This is a genomic window from Pseudomonas sp. JS425, from assembly GCF_018223845.1.
GTDB classification, from domain to species: domain Bacteria; phylum Pseudomonadota; class Gammaproteobacteria; order Pseudomonadales; family Pseudomonadaceae; genus Aquipseudomonas; species Aquipseudomonas asiatica.
In genome coordinates, this window is record NZ_CP073661.1 from 1,435,581 (window position 1) to 1,453,330 (window position 17,750).

At 63.3% G+C, this 17,750-nt stretch carries 14 protein-coding genes; all 14 read left to right on the top strand.

All coding sequences use genetic code 11. The features are described from left to right. Positions 1 to 13 precede the first annotated feature (13 nt). The 14 genes from uppS to tilS all read left to right on the top strand — a co-directional run bounded on the left by uppS (position 14) and on the right by tilS (position 17,572). Positions 14 to 769 (top strand): polyprenyl diphosphate synthase, encoded by a 756-nt coding sequence (uppS, locus tag KDB76_RS06555; RefSeq protein ID WP_013971252.1) that lies wholly within the window; start codon positions 14 to 16, stop codon positions 767 to 769. Next, on the top strand, positions 769 to 1,584 hold the full coding sequence (locus tag KDB76_RS06560) for a phosphatidate cytidylyltransferase (RefSeq protein WP_013971253.1): 816 nt from the start codon (positions 769 to 771) through the stop codon (positions 1,582 to 1,584). Before uppS ends, KDB76_RS06560 begins: the two co-directional genes overlap by 1 nt. Further along, positions 1,581 to 2,771 (top strand): 1-deoxy-D-xylulose-5-phosphate reductoisomerase, encoded by a 1,191-nt coding sequence (gene ispC, locus KDB76_RS06565; RefSeq protein WP_013971254.1) that lies wholly within the window; start codon positions 1,581 to 1,583, stop codon positions 2,769 to 2,771. The genes KDB76_RS06560 and ispC overlap by 4 nt, the downstream gene beginning before the upstream one ends. 71 nt (positions 2,772 to 2,842) lie before the next feature. Next, on the top strand, positions 2,843 to 4,195 hold the full coding sequence (gene rseP, locus KDB76_RS06570) for an RIP metalloprotease RseP (protein WP_038408813.1): 1,353 nt from the start codon (positions 2,843 to 2,845) through the stop codon (positions 4,193 to 4,195). A gap of 74 nt (positions 4,196 to 4,269) precedes the next feature. Continuing rightward, positions 4,270 to 6,630 carry an outer membrane protein assembly factor BamA gene (bamA, locus tag KDB76_RS06575; protein WP_013971256.1) on the top strand — a complete coding sequence of 787 codons (2,361 nt, stop codon included), beginning with the start codon at positions 4,270 to 4,272 and terminating at the stop codon, positions 6,628 to 6,630. A gap of 44 nt (positions 6,631 to 6,674) precedes the next feature. Further along, positions 6,675 to 7,178: an OmpH family outer membrane protein gene (locus tag KDB76_RS06580; protein ID WP_015269197.1), complete on the top strand. Its 504-nt coding sequence runs from the start codon at positions 6,675 to 6,677 to the stop codon at positions 7,176 to 7,178. 1 nt (position 7,179) lies between these two features. Beyond that, positions 7,180 to 8,235 carry a UDP-3-O-(3-hydroxymyristoyl)glucosamine N-acyltransferase gene (lpxD, locus tag KDB76_RS06585; protein WP_038408815.1) on the top strand — a complete coding sequence of 352 codons (1,056 nt, stop codon included), beginning with the start codon at positions 7,180 to 7,182 and terminating at the stop codon, positions 8,233 to 8,235. Positions 8,236 to 8,349: 114 nt separating this feature from the next. After that, the gene (gene fabZ, locus KDB76_RS06590; RefSeq protein ID WP_004375427.1) at positions 8,350 to 8,790 is read left to right on the top strand and encodes a 3-hydroxyacyl-ACP dehydratase FabZ; all 441 of its coding nucleotides are present in this window, start codon (positions 8,350 to 8,352) and stop codon (positions 8,788 to 8,790) included. Beyond that, positions 8,787 to 9,563, top strand: a complete 777-nt coding sequence (gene lpxA, locus KDB76_RS06595; protein ID WP_013971259.1) for an acyl-ACP--UDP-N-acetylglucosamine O-acyltransferase — start codon at positions 8,787 to 8,789, stop codon at positions 9,561 to 9,563. The genes fabZ and lpxA overlap by 4 nt, the downstream gene beginning before the upstream one ends. A 1-nt stretch (position 9,564) precedes the next feature. Then, positions 9,565 to 10,692 carry a lipid-A-disaccharide synthase gene (gene lpxB / locus KDB76_RS06600; RefSeq protein ID WP_013971260.1) on the top strand — a complete coding sequence of 376 codons (1,128 nt, stop codon included), beginning with the start codon at positions 9,565 to 9,567 and terminating at the stop codon, positions 10,690 to 10,692. Position 10,693: 1 nt separating this feature from the next. Continuing rightward, on the top strand, positions 10,694 to 11,317 hold the full coding sequence (gene rnhB / locus KDB76_RS06605; RefSeq protein ID WP_013971261.1) for a ribonuclease HII: 624 nt from the start codon (positions 10,694 to 10,696) through the stop codon (positions 11,315 to 11,317). 251 nt (positions 11,318 to 11,568) lie between these two features. Next, positions 11,569 to 15,093 (top strand): DNA polymerase III subunit alpha, encoded by a 3,525-nt coding sequence (dnaE, locus tag KDB76_RS06610; RefSeq protein WP_038408817.1) that lies wholly within the window; start codon positions 11,569 to 11,571, stop codon positions 15,091 to 15,093. A 106-nt stretch (positions 15,094 to 15,199) separates the two neighbouring features. Continuing rightward, positions 15,200 to 16,147, top strand: coding sequence for an acetyl-CoA carboxylase carboxyl transferase subunit alpha (gene accA, locus KDB76_RS06615; protein WP_013971263.1), 948 nt, complete (start codon positions 15,200 to 15,202; stop codon positions 16,145 to 16,147). A gap of 141 nt (positions 16,148 to 16,288) precedes the next feature. Further along, positions 16,289 to 17,572 (top strand): tRNA lysidine(34) synthetase TilS, encoded by a 1,284-nt coding sequence (tilS, locus tag KDB76_RS06620; protein ID WP_038408819.1) that lies wholly within the window; start codon positions 16,289 to 16,291, stop codon positions 17,570 to 17,572. Positions 17,573 to 17,750: the final 178 nt, after the last annotated feature.

Below are 17,750 nucleotides of genomic sequence, written 5' to 3' on the forward strand. Positions count from 1 at the left end.
CCGGGGTTTTTTAATGGAAAAGACCAAGCCAGCGGCACCGTCCTCGGTGCCGCGTCATGTCGCGATCATCATGGATGGCAACAACCGCTGGGCGAAAAAACGCCTGTTGCCCGGTGTTGCCGGGCACAAGGCGGGTGTCGACGCCGTTCGCGCGGTCATCGAAGTCTGTGCCGAATCCGGGGTCGAGGTGCTGACCCTGTTCGCCTTCTCCAGCGAGAACTGGCAGCGTCCCGCCGAAGAGGTCGGTGCGCTGATGGAACTGTTCTTCTCGGCCCTGCGCCGCGAGGCCAAACGCCTCAACGAGAACAACATCAGCCTGCGTATCATCGGTGACCGTTCGCGCTTCCATCCCGAGCTGCAGGCCGCCATGCGCGAGGCCGAGGCGCTGACCGCCGGCAACAACCGCTTCATCCTGCAGATCGCGGCCAACTACGGTGGCCAGTGGGACATCGCCCAGGCCGCCCAGCGGCTGGCGCGGGAAGTGCAAGCCGGGCACCTGCGCCCGGAAGACATCACCCCGGGCCTGCTGCAGACCTGCCTGGCAACCGGCGAGCTGCCGCTGCCGGACCTGTGCATCCGCACCGGTGGCGAGCACCGCATCAGCAACTTCCTATTGTGGCAGCTGGCCTACGCCGAGCTGTACTTCTCCGACCTGTACTGGCCGGACTTCAAACACGAGGCCATGCGCACCGCCCTGGCCGATTTCGCTTCGCGCCAGCGCCGCTTCGGTAAGACCAGCGAGCAGGTCGAGGCTGGAGCTCGTGCTTAATGCTTAAACAACGCATCATTACCGCGCTGATCCTGCTGCCGATCGCGCTGGGTGGCTTCTTCCTGCTCAACGGTGGGGACTTCGCCCTGTTCATCGGCTTCGTGGTGACCCTCGGCGCCTGGGAGTGGGCGCGTCTGGCCGGGCTCATGGCCCAGCCGCTGCGCATCGCCTATGCCGTGGTCGTCGCCGGAGCGCTGATGCTGCTGTACATCCTTCCGGAGCTGGCGCCCTGGGTGCTGGGCGCTGCGGTGATCTGGTGGGGGTTGGCCACCTGGCTGGTGCTTACCTATCCACGTAGTAGCGAGCTGTGGGCCAGTGCAGCCTGCCGGTTGCTGATCGGCCTGCTGGTTTTGCTGCCGGCCTGGCAGGGTCTGGTGCTGCTCAAGCACTGGCCGCTGGGTAACTGGCTGATCCTGTCGGTCATGGTGCTGGTGTGGGCTGCCGATATTGGCGCGTACTTCTCTGGCCGTGCCTTCGGCAAGCGCAAGCTGGCGCCTCAGGTCAGCCCTGGCAAGAGCTGGGAAGGCGTGTATGGCGGCCTGGCGGTCAGCCTGGTGATTACCCTGGTGGTCGGAATCAGTCGCGACTGGGGCTTCGGCCAGATTCTGCTGGGCCTGCTGAGTGCAGCCCTGGTGGTCATGTCTTCGGTGGTCGGTGACCTGACCGAAAGCATGTTCAAGCGCCGTTCCGGCATCAAGGACAGCAGCAACCTGTTGCCTGGCCATGGTGGGGTACTCGATCGTATCGACAGCCTGACTGCGGCGATCCCGATTTTCGCCGTGCTGCTATGGGCCGCCGAATGGGGTGTGATGTGAGCCGTCCGCAGCGTATTACCGTGCTCGGGGCCACCGGCTCCATCGGCCTGAGCACGCTGGATGTCATCGCGCGCCATCCCGACCGTTATCAGGTGTTCGCCCTGAGTGGCTATTCGCGTATCGACGAATTGCTTGCGCTGTGCGTGCGCCATCGGCCGACATTCGCCGTGGTACCGAATGCCGAGGCGGCCGCGCGACTGCGCGAAAGCCTGGTTGCGGCAGGTTGCGCCACCGAGGTGCTGGAAGGCGAGGTCGGGTTGTGCCAGGTGGCTTCTGCGTCGGAAGTGGACGCGGTGATGGCGGCCATCGTCGGCGCCGCCGGCCTGCGCCCCACCCTGGCGGCGGTCGAGGCGGGCAAGAAGGTGTTGCTGGCCAACAAGGAGGCGCTGGTGATGTCCGGCGCGCTGTTCATGGAGGCGGTGCGGCGCAGTGGTGCCGTGCTGCTGCCGATCGACAGCGAGCACAATGCGATCTTCCAGTGCATGCCCGGCGACTACGCGCGCGGACTGAGTGCCGTCGGCGTGCGCCGGATCCTGCTCACCGCATCCGGTGGCCCGTTCCGCGAGACCCCCGTCGAGGCGCTGCTGGACGTCACCCCGGAACAGGCCTGCGCGCACCCCAACTGGTCCATGGGGCGCAAGATTTCCGTGGATTCGGCCAGCATGATGAACAAGGGCCTGGAGCTGATCGAGGCCTGCTGGTTGTTCGATGCTGCACCGGCCAAGGTCGAGGTGGTGGTGCACCCGCAGAGCGTGATCCACTCCCTGGTGGATTATGTGGACGGTTCGGTGCTGGCGCAGTTGGGTAACCCGGACATGCGCACACCCATCGCCAACGCCCTGGCCTGGCCCGAGCGGATCGATTCCGGGGTGGCGCCGCTGGACCTGTTCGCCATCGCCCGTCTGGACTTCCAGGCGCCCGACGAACAGCGCTTCCCTTGCCTGCGCCTGGCGCGGCAGGCTGCCGAGGCCGGCAACAGCGCACCGGCCGTGCTCAATGCGGCAAATGAGGTCGCAGTCGAGGCATTTCTCCAGCGGCGTATCCGCTTCCCGGAGATCGCGGGTATGATCGAACAGGTGCTCGATCAGGAGCCCGTCGTACCGCTGCCGTCGCTGGACGCGGTGTTCGCCGCCGACCAGCGTGCCCGGGAGCTTTCCCGTGAGTGGCTGAGGCGTCACGGTCGCTGATGCAGGCCCGCCACGGTTCACGAGGGGGCTGGGCATGATGCCAGCCCGCTGAACATCATTCGGAGATGGATATGACAGCGCTCTACATGATTATCGGCACCCTCGTAGCCTTGGGTGTGCTGGTCACTTTCCATGAATTCGGCCACTTCTGGGTGGCACGCCGCTGCGGTGTCAAGGTGCTGCGCTTCTCGGTGGGCTTCGGCACGCCGCTGCTGCGCTGGCATGACCGCCATGGCACCGAGTTCGTGATCGCGGCGATCCCGCTGGGTGGCTACGTCAAGATGCTCGACGAGCGCGAGGGGGACGTGCCGCCGGCGCTGATCGAGCAGTCGTTCAACCGCAAGACCGTACGCCAGCGCATCGCGATCGTCGCGGCGGGCCCGGTTGCCAACTTCCTGCTGGCCATCCTGTTCTTCTGGGTGCTGGCGATGCTGGGTACCCAGCAGATCCGCCCGGTGATCGGCGCGGTCGATGCGGGCAGCCTGGCAGCATCGGCAGGCCTGACCGCAGGTCAGGAAATCGTCTCCATCGATGGCAAGCCGACCAATGGTTGGTCTGCGGTCAACCTGCAACTGGTTCGCCGCCTGGGCGAGAGCGGCACCTTGCAGGTTGGCGTGCGTGAAGAGGGCGCCAGCGCCGAGCGCCAGCTGCAGGTGAAGCTGGACAGCTGGCTCAAGGGCGCCGACGAGCCGGACCCGATCCAGTCCCTTGGGCTGCACCCTTGGCGCCCGGCGATCTTGCCGGTGTTGGCCGAGATCGATCCGAAGGGGCCGGCTGCCGCTGCGGGCCTGAAAACCGGTGACAAGCTGCTGGCGCTCGATGGCGTGGCGGTGAGCGAATGGCAGCAGGTGGTCGATGCCGTGCGGGCCCGCCCGCAAGCCAAGGTTCTGGTGCGTGTCGAGCGCGATGATGCTGTGCTGGACGTCCCGGTCACCCTGGCGCGCAAGGGCGAGGGCAAGGCGGCCGGCGGCTATCTGGGCGCCGGGGTAAAAGGTGGCGAATGGCCTGCCAACATGCTCCGCGAAGTCAGCTACGGCCCGCTGGATGCGGTGGGTGAGGGCTTGTCACGCACCTGGAACATGAGCGTCCTGACCCTTGAATCGCTGAAGAAAATGCTGTTCGGGGAGCTCTCGGTAAAAAACTTGAGCGGACCGATAACCATTGCTAAAGTGGCGGGCGCTTCAGCCCAGTCCGGCGTGGGGGATTTCCTGAATTTCCTGGCCTACCTGAGCATAAGCCTGGGGGTTCTTAACCTGCTGCCTATCCCGGTTCTGGATGGGGGGCATTTGCTGTTTTACCTGGTCGAGTGGGTGCGCGGTCGTCCGCTGTCGGATCGGGTGCAAGGTTGGGGGGTCCAGATCGGTATCAGTTTGGTCATAGGGGTGATGTTGCTCGCCCTGATCAACGATCTGGGTCGACTATAAAGCTTCGCTCAATTGCGAAACCTGCCGTCTTGTCGCGGCGGGCTGTTTATTGCCAGTTGGAATAAAAGGACTTCATGAAACGTCTGCTGCTAACTGCGGTCATGTCCGCACTGATGATCGCTGAAGTTCACGCCGAGTCCTTCACCATCTCCGATATCCGCGTCAACGGCCTGCAGCGGGTTTCCGCCGGCAGTGTCTTCGGTGCCTTGCCGCTGAACGTCGGCGACCAGGCCGATGACCGCCGACTGGTGGAGTCGACCCGTTCCCTGTTCAAGACCGGCTTCTTCCAGGACATTCAGCTGAACCGCGATGGCAATGTCCTGATCATCAACGTGGTCGAACGCCCGTCGGTGTCGAGCATCGAGATCGAAGGCAACAAGGCGATCAGCACCGAAGACCTGATGAAAGGCCTGAAGCAATCCGGCCTGGCCGAAGGCGAGATCTTCCAGCGTGCCACCCTCGAAGGTGTGCGTAACGAACTGCAGCGCCAATACGTGGCCCAGGGCCGCTATTCGGCCGAGGTCGACGCCGAGGTGGTGCCGCAGCCGCGCAACCGCGTGGCGCTGAAGATCAAGATCAACGAAGGCACCGTCGCCGCCATCCAGCACATCAACATCGTTGGCAACAACGTGTTCGACGACGAGACCCTGGCGCAGCTGTTCGAGCTGAAGACCACCAACTGGCTGTCGTTCTTCAAGAACGACGACAAGTACGCCCGCGAAAAGCTCTCCGGTGACCTGGAGCGCCTGCGTTCCTACTACCTGGACCGCGGCTACATCAACATGGACATCGCCTCCACCCAGGTGTCCATCACGCCGGACAAGAAACACGTCTACATCACCGTCAACATCAACGAAGGCGAGAAGTACACCGTCCGTGACGTGAAGCTGTCCGGTGACCTGAAGGTGCCGGAAGACCAGGTCAAGTCGCTGCTGCTGGTGCAGCCTGGCCAGGTGTTCTCGCGCAAGGTGATGACCAGCACCTCCGAGCTGATCACCCGCCGCCTGGGTAACGAAGGCTACACCTTCGCCAACGTCAACGGCGTGCCGCAGCCGAACGATGAAGACCACACCGTCGACATCATGTTCGTGGTCGACCCGGGCAAGCGTGCCTACGTCAACCGCATCAACTACCGCGGCAACACCAAGACCGAAGACGAAGTGCTGCGTCGCGAAATGCGCCAGATGGAAGGCGGCTGGGCCTCGACCTACCTGATCGACCAGTCCAAGACCCGCCTGGAACGCCTGGGCTTCTTCAAGGAAGTGAACGTCGAGACCCCGCCGGTGCCGGGCACCGACGACCAGGTCGACGTCAACTACAGCGTCGAGGAACAGGCCTCCGGCTCGATCACCGCCAGCGTCGGTTTCGCCCAGAGCGCCGGCCTGATCCTCGGTGGTTCGATCAGCCAGAGCAACTTCCTCGGTACTGGTAACAAGGTATCCATCGGCCTGACCCGTTCGGAATACCAGACCCGCTACAACTTCGGCTTCGTTGACCCCTACTTCACTGCCGATGGCGTGAGCCTGGGTTACAACGCCTTCTACCGCAGCACCGACTACGACGACCTCGACGTCGACGTGGCCAGCTACGCGGTGGACAGCTACGGTGCAGGCGTCAGCCTCGGCTACCCGATCAGCGAGACCTCGCGCCTGACCTATGGCCTGAGCGTGCAGCAGGACAAGATCAAGACCGGCAAGTACACCGTTGACGAGATCTTCGATTTCCTCGAAGAGGAAGGCGACAGCTTCCTGAACTTCAAGGCCTCGATCGGCTGGTCGGAGTCGACCCTGAACAAAGGCGTGCTGGCGACCCGTGGTCACTCGCAAAGCCTGACCCTGGAATCCACCATTCCGGGCAGCGACCTGTCGTTCTTCAAGCTCGACTACCGCGGCCAGCTGTTCAAGCCGATTACCAACGACTACACCCTGCGCCTGCACACCGAACTGGGCTATGGTGATGGTTACGGCAGCACCTCCGGCCTGCCGTTCTACGAGAACTACTTCGCGGGTGGCTTCAACTCCGTCCGTGGCTTCAAGGACAGCAGCCTGGGCCCACGCAGTACCCCAAGCCGCGGCGAGGCCAACGGTGGCAAGCCAGGCACCATTGCCGACCCGGACCAGGATCCGTTGCCGTTTGGTGGCAACGTGCTGGTACAAGGTGGTGTGGAGCTGCTGTTCCCGCTGCCATTCGTCAAGGATCAGCGTTCGCTGCGCACGTCCGTGTTCTGGGATGTGGGTAACGTGTTCGACACCAATTGCGGCAACCAGCCTGATTGCGAGAAGGTCGGTTTCTCGGGTATGGCCAGCTCGGTCGGCCTGGGCGTGACCTGGATCACCGCACTGGGCCCGCTGAGCTTCAGCCTGGCAATGCCGGTGAAGAAGCCGGACGATGCCGACACCCAGGTGTTCCAATTCTCTCTGGGCCAGACCTTCTGAGGTCGGCCCTCGCTTAATGACAACGGTTTATCCAGGAGTGCATCGTGCGTAAGTTGACCCAACTGGCCGTAGTGGCCGCGGCGCTTGTCGCCACCCCGGCTTTCGCCGAAATGAAGGTTGCCGTCCTGAACTATCAGATGGCCCTGCTGGAGTCGGACGCCGCCAAGAAATACGCGGTGGATGCCGAGAAGAAGTTCGGCCCGCAACTGACCAAGCTGAAAAGCCTGGAAAGCAGCGCCAAGGGCATCCAGGACCGTCTGATCAAGGGCGGCGACAAGATGCAGCAGCAGGAGCGCGAGCGCCTGGAACTCGAGTTCAAGCAGAAGGCCCGTGACTTCCAGTTCCAGTCCAAGGAACTGAACGAAGCCAAGGCCGTTGCTGACCGCGACATGCTCAAGCAGCTGAAGCCGAAGTTGGATGGCGCTGTCGAGGAAGTGATCAAGAAAGGTGGTTACGACCTGGTCCTCGAGCGTGGCGCGGTCATCGATGTCAAGCCTCAGTACGACATCACCCGCCAGGTCATCGAGCGCATGAACCAAGCCCGTTGATATGACCGTGACCATGACGCTAGGCCAGTTGGCCGAGGCCCTCGGCGCCACTCTCAAGGGCCCCGAGGCGCTGCAGATTACCGGGCTGGCCACCTTGCAGGAGGCTGGCCCAGGTCAGTTGAGCTTCCTCGCCAACCCGCAGTACCGCAAGTTCCTGGATAGCAGCCAGGCGGCTGCGGTGCTGCTGAAGGCGGCGGACGCCGAAGGCTTTGCCGGCAATGCGCTGATCGTCGCCGACCCGTATCTGGCCTATGCGCGCATCTCCCACCTGTTCGACCCCAAACCCAAGGCTGTGGCGGGTATTCATCCCAGCGCCGTGGTGGCCGAGGACGCGCAGGTGGACGCCAGTGCCAGCATCGGGCCGTTCGCGGTCATCGAAAGCGGTGCGCGCATCGCGGCCAATGTCAGTGTGGGAGCACACTGTGTGGTCGGTGCCCGTTGCGTGATCGGTGAGGGCGGCTGGCTGGCCCCGAGGGTCACCCTGTACCATGATGTGACCATCGGCAAGCGTGTGGTCATCCAGTCAGGTGCCGTGATTGGCGGTGAAGGCTTCGGTTTTGCCAACGAGAAGGGCATGTGGCGCAAAATTGCCCAGATCGGTGGTGTTACCATCGGCGACGACGTGGAAATCGGTGTCAACACTGCGGTCGATCGCGGGGCACTGTCGGATACTCGCATCGCTGATGGGGTCAAGCTCGACAACCAGATCCAGATCGCCCACAACGTTCAGATCGGTGAGCATACGGCCATGGCTGCATGCGTCGGGATTTCCGGCAGCACGCGCATCGGCAAGCATTGCACCATTGCCGGAGGTGTCGGCATGGTGGGTCATATCGATGTCTGTGATAACGTTTTCGTGTCCGGGATGACCATGGTGACCCGTTCGATCACCGAACCGGGTGCCTATTCTTCCGGCACTGCCATGCAGCCACTGGCTGAATGGCGCAAGAGCGCCGCGCGTATCCGCCACCTGGACGACATGGCCAAGCGTCTCCAGCAGCTGGAAAAACGCGTCGATACCGTGACCTCAGGTGGCCAGCCGACATCAGAAGGCTGATACCATTCCCTGAGCAAGAGTGAACAGTCGCTAGCTGGCTCCTCTTTGGACTGCAAAAGGAGCGTGTGGTCAGCACCTGCGCTCCCTATTCTTATTACAGGCTTCCCCCCCGAAATGATGGACATCAACGAGATTCGCGAATACCTGCCTCACCGTTACCCGTTCCTGTTGGTGGACCGCGTGACGGAGCTGGACTACGAGGCCCAGAGCATTCGTGCCTACAAGAATGTCAGCATCAACGAGCCGTTCTTCAACGGCCATTTCCCGGCGCACCCGATCATGCCGGGCGTCCTGATCATCGAAGCCATGGCACAGGCCGCGGGTATCCTCGGTTTCAAGATGCTCGACGCCAAACCGGCCGATGGCACCCTGTACTACTTCGTCGGCTCCGACAAGCTGCGTTTCCGTCAGCCGGTACTGCCAGGTGACCAGTTGGTGCTGGAAGCCAAGTTCCTCAGCCGCAAGAGCATGATCTGGAAATTCGAGTGCCGCGCCCTGGTCGACGGCAAGCCGGTTTGCTCGGCAGAAATCACCTGCGCGGAACGCTCCCTATGAATTCGATTGATCCTCGGGCCATTATCGACCCGTCGGCCAGGCTGGCCGATGGTGTCGAGGTCGGCCCCTGGTCGATCGTTGGCCCTGATGTGGAAGTCGGGGAGGGCACCGTTATCGGCCCGCATGTTGTGCTCAAAGGGCCGACCCGCATCGGCAAGCACAACCGAATCTTTCAGTTTTCCTCGATCGGCGAAGACACCCCGGACCTCAAGTACAAGGGTGAGCCGACGCGCCTGGTGATCGGTGACCACAATGTGATCCGCGAAGGGGTGACCATCCACCGCGGTACCGTCCAGGACCGTTCTGAAACCACCGTCGGTGACCATAACCTGATCATGGCCTATGCCCACATCGGCCACGACAGCGTCATCGGCAACCACTGCATCCTGGTCAACAACACGGCCTTGGCCGGCCATGTGCACGTGGGGGATTGGGCGATCCTGTCCGGCTACACCCTGGTGCACCAGTACTGCCATATCGGTGCCCACGCGTTTTCCGGCATGGGCACGGCGATCGGCAAGGATGTCCCGGCCTTCGTCACCGTGTTCGGCAGCCCGGCCGAAGCCCGCAGCATGAACTTCGAAGGCATGCGCCGCCGGGGTTTCAGCGACGAGGTGATCCATGTGCTGCGCCGTTGCTACAAGATCGTCTATCGCCAGGGCCTGACCGTCGAAGACGCGCTCAAGGAGCTGGACGAACTGGCTGCGAAGCACCCTGAGGTCGATCTGTTCCGCCAGTCGATCGTGAACTCCGCCCGCGGCATCACCCGCTGACATGGCCCAGCTTTGCGTAGCCTTGGTCGCAGGTGAGGCCAGCGGCGATATTCTCGGTTCAGGCTTGATGCGTGCCATCAAGGCACGCCACCCCGATGTACGGTTCATCGGCGTTGGTGGTCCCTTGATGGAAGCCGAAGGCCTGCAATCCTATTTCCCCATGGAGCGCCTGGCCGTCATGGGCCTGGTCGAAGTGCTGGGGCGCCTGCGCGAGCTGCTCAAGCGGCGCAAGCTGCTGATCGAGACCCTGATCGGTGAAAAACCCGATGTGTTCATCGGCATCGATGCCCCCGACTTCACCCTCAACATCGAACTGAAACTGCGTCAGGCCGGGATCAAGACCGTGCACTACGTCAGCCCGTCGGTATGGGCCTGGCGGCAGAAGCGTGTGCTGAAGATTCGCGAAGGCTGCGACCTGATGCTGACGCTGTTGCCATTCGAGGCGCGGTTCTATGAAGAGCAGGGCGTGCCAGTGCGCTTCGTTGGCCACCCGTTGGCCGATACCATCCCGCTAGAAGCCGACCGTCCTGCGGCGCGTGCCGCGCTGGGCTTGGGCGAAGGGCCGGTAGTGGCGTTGATGCCGGGCAGCCGGGGCGGCGAAGTAGGGCGCCTGGGGGCACTGTTCCTGGATGCTGCCGAAAGGCTGCGCCAGCAGGTACCGGGCGTGCGTTTCGTACTGCCCTGTGCCAATGCCGCGCGGCGCGCCCAGATCGAGCAGATGCTCGAAGGGCGTAAGCTGCCGCTGACCCTGCTCGATGGCCAGTCGCACCAGGCCCTGGCGGCCTGTGACGCGGTGCTGATCGCCTCGGGTACTGCCACCCTCGAAGCGCTGCTGTACAAGCGGCCGATGGTTGTGGCCTATCGCCTGGCGCCCCTGACCTACTGGATCCTCAAACGCCTGGTAAAGAGCCCCTACGTTTCGTTGCCGAACCTGCTGGCCCAGCGTGCGCTGGTACCCGAGCTGCTGCAGGATGACGCCACCAGCGAAGCACTGGCCAATACCCTGGCGCCGCTGGTAGCCGATGGCAGCCGGCAGACCGAAAGTTTCGACGAAATTCACCGCACCCTTCGCCGTGACGCCTCCAACCAGGCGGCCGAGGCGGTACTGGCCTTGCTCAAGGACCGCTGACATGCAAATTGGACTGGACTTCAACCTGGTCGAAGACCTGGTCGCCGGCGTCGACGAAGTGGGCCGTGGCCCGCTGTGCGGCGCGGTGGTGACCGCAGCGGTGATCCTCGACCCGGCGCGCCCGATCCTCGGCCTGAACGATTCGAAGAAGCTCACCGAAGCCAAGCGCGAGGCGCTGTTCGACGAGATCTGCGAAAAGGCCCTGAGCTTCTGCATCGCCCGCGCCGAGGTCGAAGAAATCGACCGCCTGAACATCCTGCACGCGACCATGCTGGCCATGCAGCGCGCGGTGGAAGGCCTGCACATTACACCGAAGCTGGCCCTGATCGACGGTAACCGTTGCCCGAAACTGGCCGTACCGGCGTCGCCGGTAGTCAAGGGCGATAGCCAGGTGCCGGCCATCGCGGCGGCGTCGATCCTGGCCAAGGTGACCCGTGACCGGGAGATGAGCGCATTCGAGCTGATCTACCCGGGCTATGGCATTGGCGGGCACAAGGGCTACCCGACCCCGGTGCACCTCGAGGCGCTGGCACGGTTGGGGCCTACGCCCATTCATCGGCGCTCCTTTGCCCCGGTGCGGGCCGCGTGGGACGCACGTGAAGGCGTTACCGACTCCCTGATCTGACCTATTAGTTCGTTGCTGCAGATGTCACGCTATCCTCTGTGGGAGCGGCTTTAGCCGCGAACACCGGCGCAGCCGGTGCCATACACCGCGTTGGATTCTTCGCGGCGGTTCGACGCCTCGATGAACCCGCTCCCACAGTGGGGCGGTGCGCGCACATTCTTTATTCTCTGGCCGACACCGCAATCCCAAATCCTATCCCCATTTACGCTACAATCCCGCCCTTGTCGTTCAGCACTGCTACAGGATCTTCCATGTCGGTTCCCTTCGTTCACCTGCGCGTCCACTCCGAATTCTCGCTGGTCGACGGCCTGGTGCGGATCAAGCCGCTGGCCAAGGCGCTGGCCGGGATGAACATGCCGGCGGTGGCGATCACCGACCAGAGCAACATGTGCTCGCTGGTAAAGTTCTACAAGACTGCCATGGGCGCGGGCATCAAGCCGATCTGCGGCGCCGACCTGTGGCTGGCCGCTGCCGACCCGGAAGCACCGCTGTCGCGTATCTGCTTCCTGGCCATGAACCCCAAGGGGTACCGCAACCTCACCGAGCTGATCTCGCGCGGCTGGACCGAGGGCCAGCGCAACGGCCTGGTGATCCTTCAGCGTGAATGGATCGCCCCGGCCAGCGAGGGCTTGATCGCCCTGTCCGCAGGCAAGGAAGGTGACATCGGCATGGCCTTGCTGGCGGGGCGGCAAGATGAAGCCGAGGCCCTGCTGCAGGACTGGATGGCGATGTTCCCCGAGCGCTTCTATGTCGAGGTGCAGCGCACCAACCGCGCCCGCGACGAGGAATATGTGCACGCCGCCGTGGCCTTGGCCGACAGGTTCTGCGCTCCGCTGGTGGCAACCAACGATGTGCGTTTCATCAAGCAATCGGACTTCGATGCTCACGAAACCCGCGTATGCATCGGTGAGGGCTGGACCCTCGACGATCCGCGCCGGCCAAGGATGTACAGCGACCAGCAGTACCTGAAGTCGGCCGAAGAAATGACCGAACTGTTCAGCGACCTGCCCGACGCCATTGCCAACACCGTCGAGATTGCCAAGCGTTGCAACATCCAGGTGCAGTTGGGCAAGTACTTCCTGCCCGACTTCCCCACGCCCAATGGCATGGGCATCGATGACTACCTGCGGCATGTGTCCCACGAAGGCCTGGAAGAGCGCCTGGCAGTGCTGTGGCCGAAAGAGACCACGCCCAACTACGAAGAGAAGCGCCAGGTTTACCTGGACCGCCTGAAGTTCGAACTGGACATCATCATCCAGATGGGCTTCCCCGGTTACTTCCTGATCGTGATGGACTTCATCAAGTGGGCCAAGAACAACGGTGTGCCTGTCGGCCCGGGCCGGGGGTCGGGTGCTGGCTCGCTGGTGGCCTATGTACTGAAGATCACCGACCTCGACCCGCTGGCCTACGACCTGCTGTTCGAGCGCTTCCTCAACCCTGAACGTATTTCCATGCCCGACTTCGACGTCGACTTCTGCATGGATGGCCGTGACCGGGTGATCGACTATGTGGCCGAAGCCTATGGCCGCAACGCGGTCAGCCAGATCATCACCTTCGGTACCATGGCGGCGAAGGCGGTGGTGCGGGACGTGGCGCGGGTACAGGGCAAGTCATACGGTCTAGCCGACCGCCTGTCGAAGATGATCCCGTTCGAAGTGGGCATGACCCTGGAAAAGGCCTACGAGCAGGAAGAGATCCTGCGCGACTTCCTCAAGGGTGACGAAGACGCCCGCGAAATCTGGGACATGGCCCTGAAGCTCGAGGGCGTGACACGCGGTACCGGCAAGCACGCCGGTGGTGTGGTCATCGCCCCGACCAAGCTCACCGACTTCTCGCCGATCGCCTGTGATGAAGAGGGCGGCGGCCTGGTAACCCAGTTCGACAAGGATGACGTCGAGGCCGCCGGCCTGGTGAAGTTCGACTTCCTCGGCCTGCGGACCCTGACCATCATCAAGTGGGCGATGGAGATCATCAACCGCGAGCAGGCCAAGAAGAACCTGCCCGATGTAAACATCGACTTCATCCCGCTGGACGACCGCAAGACCTACGAGCTGTTGCAGAAGGCCGAAACCACGGCGGTGTTCCAGCTTGAATCGCGGGGCATGAAAGAGCTGATCAAGAAGCTCAAGCCCGACTGCCTGGAAGACCTTATCGCACTGGTGGCGTTGTTCCGCCCAGGCCCGCTGCAGTCGGGCATGGTGGACGACTTCATCAACCGCAAGCACGGCCGCGCCGAGCTCGCCTACCCCCATCCGGACTACCAGTACGAAGGCCTGAAGCCGGTGCTGGCACCGACCTACGGCATCATCCTGTACCAGGAACAGGTGATGCAGATCGCCCAGGTGATGGCTGGCTATACCCTCGGCGGCGCCGACATGCTGCGCCGTGCGATGGGTAAGAAGAAGCCCGAGGAGATGGCCAAGCAGCGCGGTGGTTTCATCGAAGGTTGTGCCAACAACAATATCGATGCAGACCTGGCTGGTAACATCTTCGACCTGGTGGAAAAGTTCGCCGGTTACGGCTTCAACAAATCCCACTCCGCCGCCTATGGCCTGGTGTCGTACCAGACCGCGTGGCTGAAAACCCACCACCCGGCGCCGTTCATGGCTGCGGTGTTGTCGGCGGATATGCACAACACCGACAAGGTGGTGGTGCTGGTCGAGGAAGTGCGCAGCATGAAGCTGCGCCTCGACGCGCCCGACGTGAACTTCTCCGACTTCAAGTTCACCGTCAACAATGACGGGCGCATCGTCTACGGCCTGGGCGCCATCAAGGGCGTCGGCGAGGGCCCGGTGGAGGCGATCGTCGAGGCCCGCGCCCAGGGTGGCCCATTCAAGGACCTGTTCGACTTCTGTGAGCGCATCGACCTCAAACGGGTCAACAAGCGCACCCTCGACGCGCTGATCCGCAGTGGTGCGCTGGACCGCCTGGGCCCACACTTCCATGACGAGATCAAGGCCTACCACGCCAACATCGACATCAACCGTGCAACTCTGCTCTCGGCGCTGGGCGAGGCAATCAAGGCTGCCGAGCAGGCCGCCCACACCGCTGACAGTGGGCACGTCGACCTGTTCGGCGGCATGTTCGAAGAGGCGGATGCCGACGTCTATGCCAACCACCGCAAGGTGCGCGAACTGACCCTCAAGGAACGCCTGAAGGGCGAAAAGGACACCCTTGGCCTGTACCTCACCGGCCACCCGATCGACGAGTACGAGACCGAGATCCGCCGCTTCGCCCGCCAGCGCATCATCGACCTCAAGCCGTCACGCGATACCCAGACTATCGCCGGCATGATCATTGCCCTGCGGGTGATGAAGAACAAGAAGGGTGACAAGATGGGCTTCGTCACCCTGGATGACCGCTCCGGGCGCATCGAAGCATCGCTGTTTGCCGATGCCTTCATGGCGGCACAGTCCTTGCTGCAGACCGATGCCATGGTGGTTGTCGAAGGCGAGGTCAGCAACGACGATTTCTCCGGTGGCCTGCGCCTGCGGGTGAAGCAGGTGATGACCATGGAGGATGCGCGCACCAAGCTGGCCGAGAGCCTGCGCCTGAAGGTGGCACACGAAGCGCTCAAGGGCGACCGGCTGAAGTGGCTGGGCGAGTTGATTACCCGCCATCGCGGCGCTTGCCCGATCACCCTCGAATACACCGGCAGCGACGCCAAGGCCATGCTGCAGTTCGGCGAGCAGTGGGCTATCGACCCTGCCGATGGGCTGATTCAGGCGCTGCGTGACCAGTTCGGGCGTGAGAACGTCTTCCTGCAATATCGTTGAACCGACAAAAATTTAATCTCGACCTGAATGCGCCTGATCCCTTAAGGTAGGGCGCCAAACGGATCAACCGGCCGGCCGCCTGGCCGTAGACCCAAGACGGATGACTATGAACCCGAATTTTCTCGATTTCGAACAGCCGATTGCCGACCTGCAAGCCAAGATCGAAGGCCTGCGCCTGGTAGGCAACGACAACTCGCTGAACATCAGCGATGAAATTGCCCGTCTGCAAGACAAGAGCAACACCCTGACCGAAAGCATCTTCGGCAACCTGACCAGCTGGCAGATCGCCCGCCTGGCTCGTCATCCGCGTCGTCCTTACACCCTGGACTACCTGGAGCACATCTTCACCGAGTTCGAAGAGCTGCACGGCGACCGCCATTTCTCCGACGACGCTGCCATCGTCGGCGGTACTGCGCGCCTGGACGGCAAGCCGGTCATGGTCATCGGTCACCAGAAGGGCCGCGAAGTGCGCGAGAAGGTACGCCGCAACTTCGGCATGCCGCGCCCTGAAGGCTACCGCAAGGCCTGCCGCCTGATGGAAATGGCCGAGCGCTTCAAGATGCCGATCCTGACCTTCATCGACACCCCGGGCGCCTACCCGGGCATCGACGCCGAAGAGCGCAACCAGAGCGAGGCCATCGCCTGGAACCTCCGCGTGATGGCGCGCCTGAAAACCCCGATCATCGCCACCGTGATCGGTGAGGGTGGTTCCGGCGGTGCGCTGGCCATCGGTGTGTGCGACCAGTTGAACATGCTGCAGTACTCCACCTACTCGGTGATCTCGCCGGAAGGCTGCGCCTCGATCCTGTGGAAGACTGCCGACAAGGCAGCCGACGCAGCCGAAGCCATGGGCATCACCGCCGAGCGCCTGAAGAGCCTGAACATCGTCGACAAGGTCATCCAGGAGCCGCTGGGCGGCGCCCACCGTGACCCGGCGAAGATGTCGGAAAGCATCCGTGCCGACCTGGTACAGCAGCTGGACATGCTCGGCAAGCTCGACCATGACGCGCTGCTGGCCCGCCGTTACGATCGCCTGATGAGCTACGGTATCTGATAGCGAGATGAATGGCACCGGCTTCGCCGGTGTTCGCGGGTGAACCCGCTCCCACAGGTACTGCGCAGCCCTCTGAAACGGCGCGATCCCTGTGGGAGCGGGTTCACCCGCGAATGCATTCTCGAATTGAGTGCGGGTTCGATGATCAACCTCACCCCTTGGCTCAACGCCCCAGCCTGGTACATCGCCTTCTCCGGCGGCCTCGATTCCACCGTCCTCCTGCACCTGCTGGCCGACTACGCCCGCAATCACGCATCCCCTCCATTGCGCGCCATCCACGTCCACCACGGGCTGCAGCCCGCCGCCGATGCCTGGCCCGCCCACTGCCAAACCGTCTGCGACAATCTCGGCATCGAACTCCAGGTCATCCACGTCCAGGTCACCCCCGGCGCCAGCCTCGAACAGGCCGCCCGCGACGCCCGCTATGCTGCCTTCAGGCAAGCCCTCGGCCCAGGCGACATCCTGTTCACCGGCCAGCACCGCGACGACCAGGCCGAAACCCTGCTGTTCCGCCTGCTGCGCGGCGCAGGCCTGCGTGGCATGGCTGCAATGCCGGGGCAGCGGACGCTAGGGCAGGGCAGCCTGGTCAGGCCATTGCTGGGCTGTTCCCGCCAGCAACTGCAGGACCACGCCCAGGCCAATGGGCTGGCCTGGATCGAAGATCCGTCAAATGTCGACACACAATTTGCCCGCAACTACCTGCGCAGCGAAGTGTTTCCGCTGCTTCAGCAACGTTGGCCGCAGGCCAGCCAGAACCTGGCCCGCGCCGCCGAGCACCTGAGCGAAGCCCAAGGCCTGCTGGACGAGCTTGCCCAGGACGACCTGGCGCTCGCCGGGGAGGGCGCGCCGCTGGCTTGGCCGGGGCTGGACTCCCTCGATCTGGCCAACCTGGTGGCACTGTCGCCGGCCCGTCAGCGCAATGCCCTGCAGTACTGGCTGAGCCACCGTACCCGCCTGCCCGACACCCGACACTGGGCCGGCTGGGCGGACCTGCGCGATGCCGCCGCCGATGCCCGGCCCGCCTGGCAGCTTGCCGATGGGCAGTTGCTGCGCAGTCATGGCCGCATCTGGTGGTTGAGTGGTGACTGGCTGCAGCTGCCCGTCGGCGAACTGCCCTGGGCCGATCCCGCCAAGCCTTTGCTGTTGCCGGGTAACGGCAGGGTGCGTCTTGTTGGCGCAGCGCCGCTGGACGGCTTGCGCATTGCCTACCGCCAGGGCGGTGAAGTGCTGGATGTCCCCGGCCGCGGCCGACGCGACCTCAAGCGCCTGTTAAACGAACTGCAGGTGCCGCTTTTCCTGCGCCCGCGCCTGCCACTGCTGTACCAGGGCGAACGCTTGCTGGCGGTGGCCAACCTGCCCGGGCTGGTGCAGGCTGATTGCCAGCTGTCCTGGCAGTTGCCGACGAACGCGCAAGGTTTGAGCTGAAGGGTACATTCGGGTAGACTACCCTCCCTTCTTGATACAGCTTCTGTGGGTTCCGCGAAAACACAGGAGTTGCCGATTACCAAGCAGTTTTTTGCTGGGCTGATTCTGGAAATGACGAGCGAGCTCCATGCCGGGGATACCCCTGGTCTGTACAGACGCGGCAGTTTTTCGAGATGCA

Bases quoted from the DNA above. Each gene is read 5' to 3' on its own strand.
- rseP (WP_038408813.1), top strand. From the start codon at position 2,843: ATGACAGCGCTCTACATGATTATCGGCACCCTCGTAGCCTTGGGTGTG.
- lpxD (WP_038408815.1), top strand. From the start codon at position 7,180: ATGACCGTGACCATGACGCTAGGCCAGTTGGCCGAGGCCCTCGGCGCC.
- lpxB (WP_013971260.1), top strand. From the start codon at position 9,565: ATGGCCCAGCTTTGCGTAGCCTTGGTCGCAGGTGAGGCCAGCGGCGAT.
- KDB76_RS06560 (WP_013971253.1), top strand. From the start codon at position 769: ATGCTTAAACAACGCATCATTACCGCGCTGATCCTGCTGCCGATCGCG.
- tilS (WP_038408819.1), top strand. From the start codon at position 16,289: ATGATCAACCTCACCCCTTGGCTCAACGCCCCAGCCTGGTACATCGCC.
- lpxA (WP_013971259.1), top strand. From the start codon at position 8,787: ATGAATTCGATTGATCCTCGGGCCATTATCGACCCGTCGGCCAGGCTG.
- uppS (WP_013971252.1), top strand. From the start codon at position 14: ATGGAAAAGACCAAGCCAGCGGCACCGTCCTCGGTGCCGCGTCATGTC.
- rnhB (WP_013971261.1), top strand. From the start codon at position 10,694: ATGCAAATTGGACTGGACTTCAACCTGGTCGAAGACCTGGTCGCCGGC.
- dnaE (WP_038408817.1), top strand. From the start codon at position 11,569: ATGTCGGTTCCCTTCGTTCACCTGCGCGTCCACTCCGAATTCTCGCTG.
- fabZ (WP_004375427.1), top strand. From the start codon at position 8,350: ATGATGGACATCAACGAGATTCGCGAATACCTGCCTCACCGTTACCCG.
- accA (WP_013971263.1), top strand. From the start codon at position 15,200: ATGAACCCGAATTTTCTCGATTTCGAACAGCCGATTGCCGACCTGCAA.
- bamA (WP_013971256.1), top strand. From the start codon at position 4,270: ATGAAACGTCTGCTGCTAACTGCGGTCATGTCCGCACTGATGATCGCT.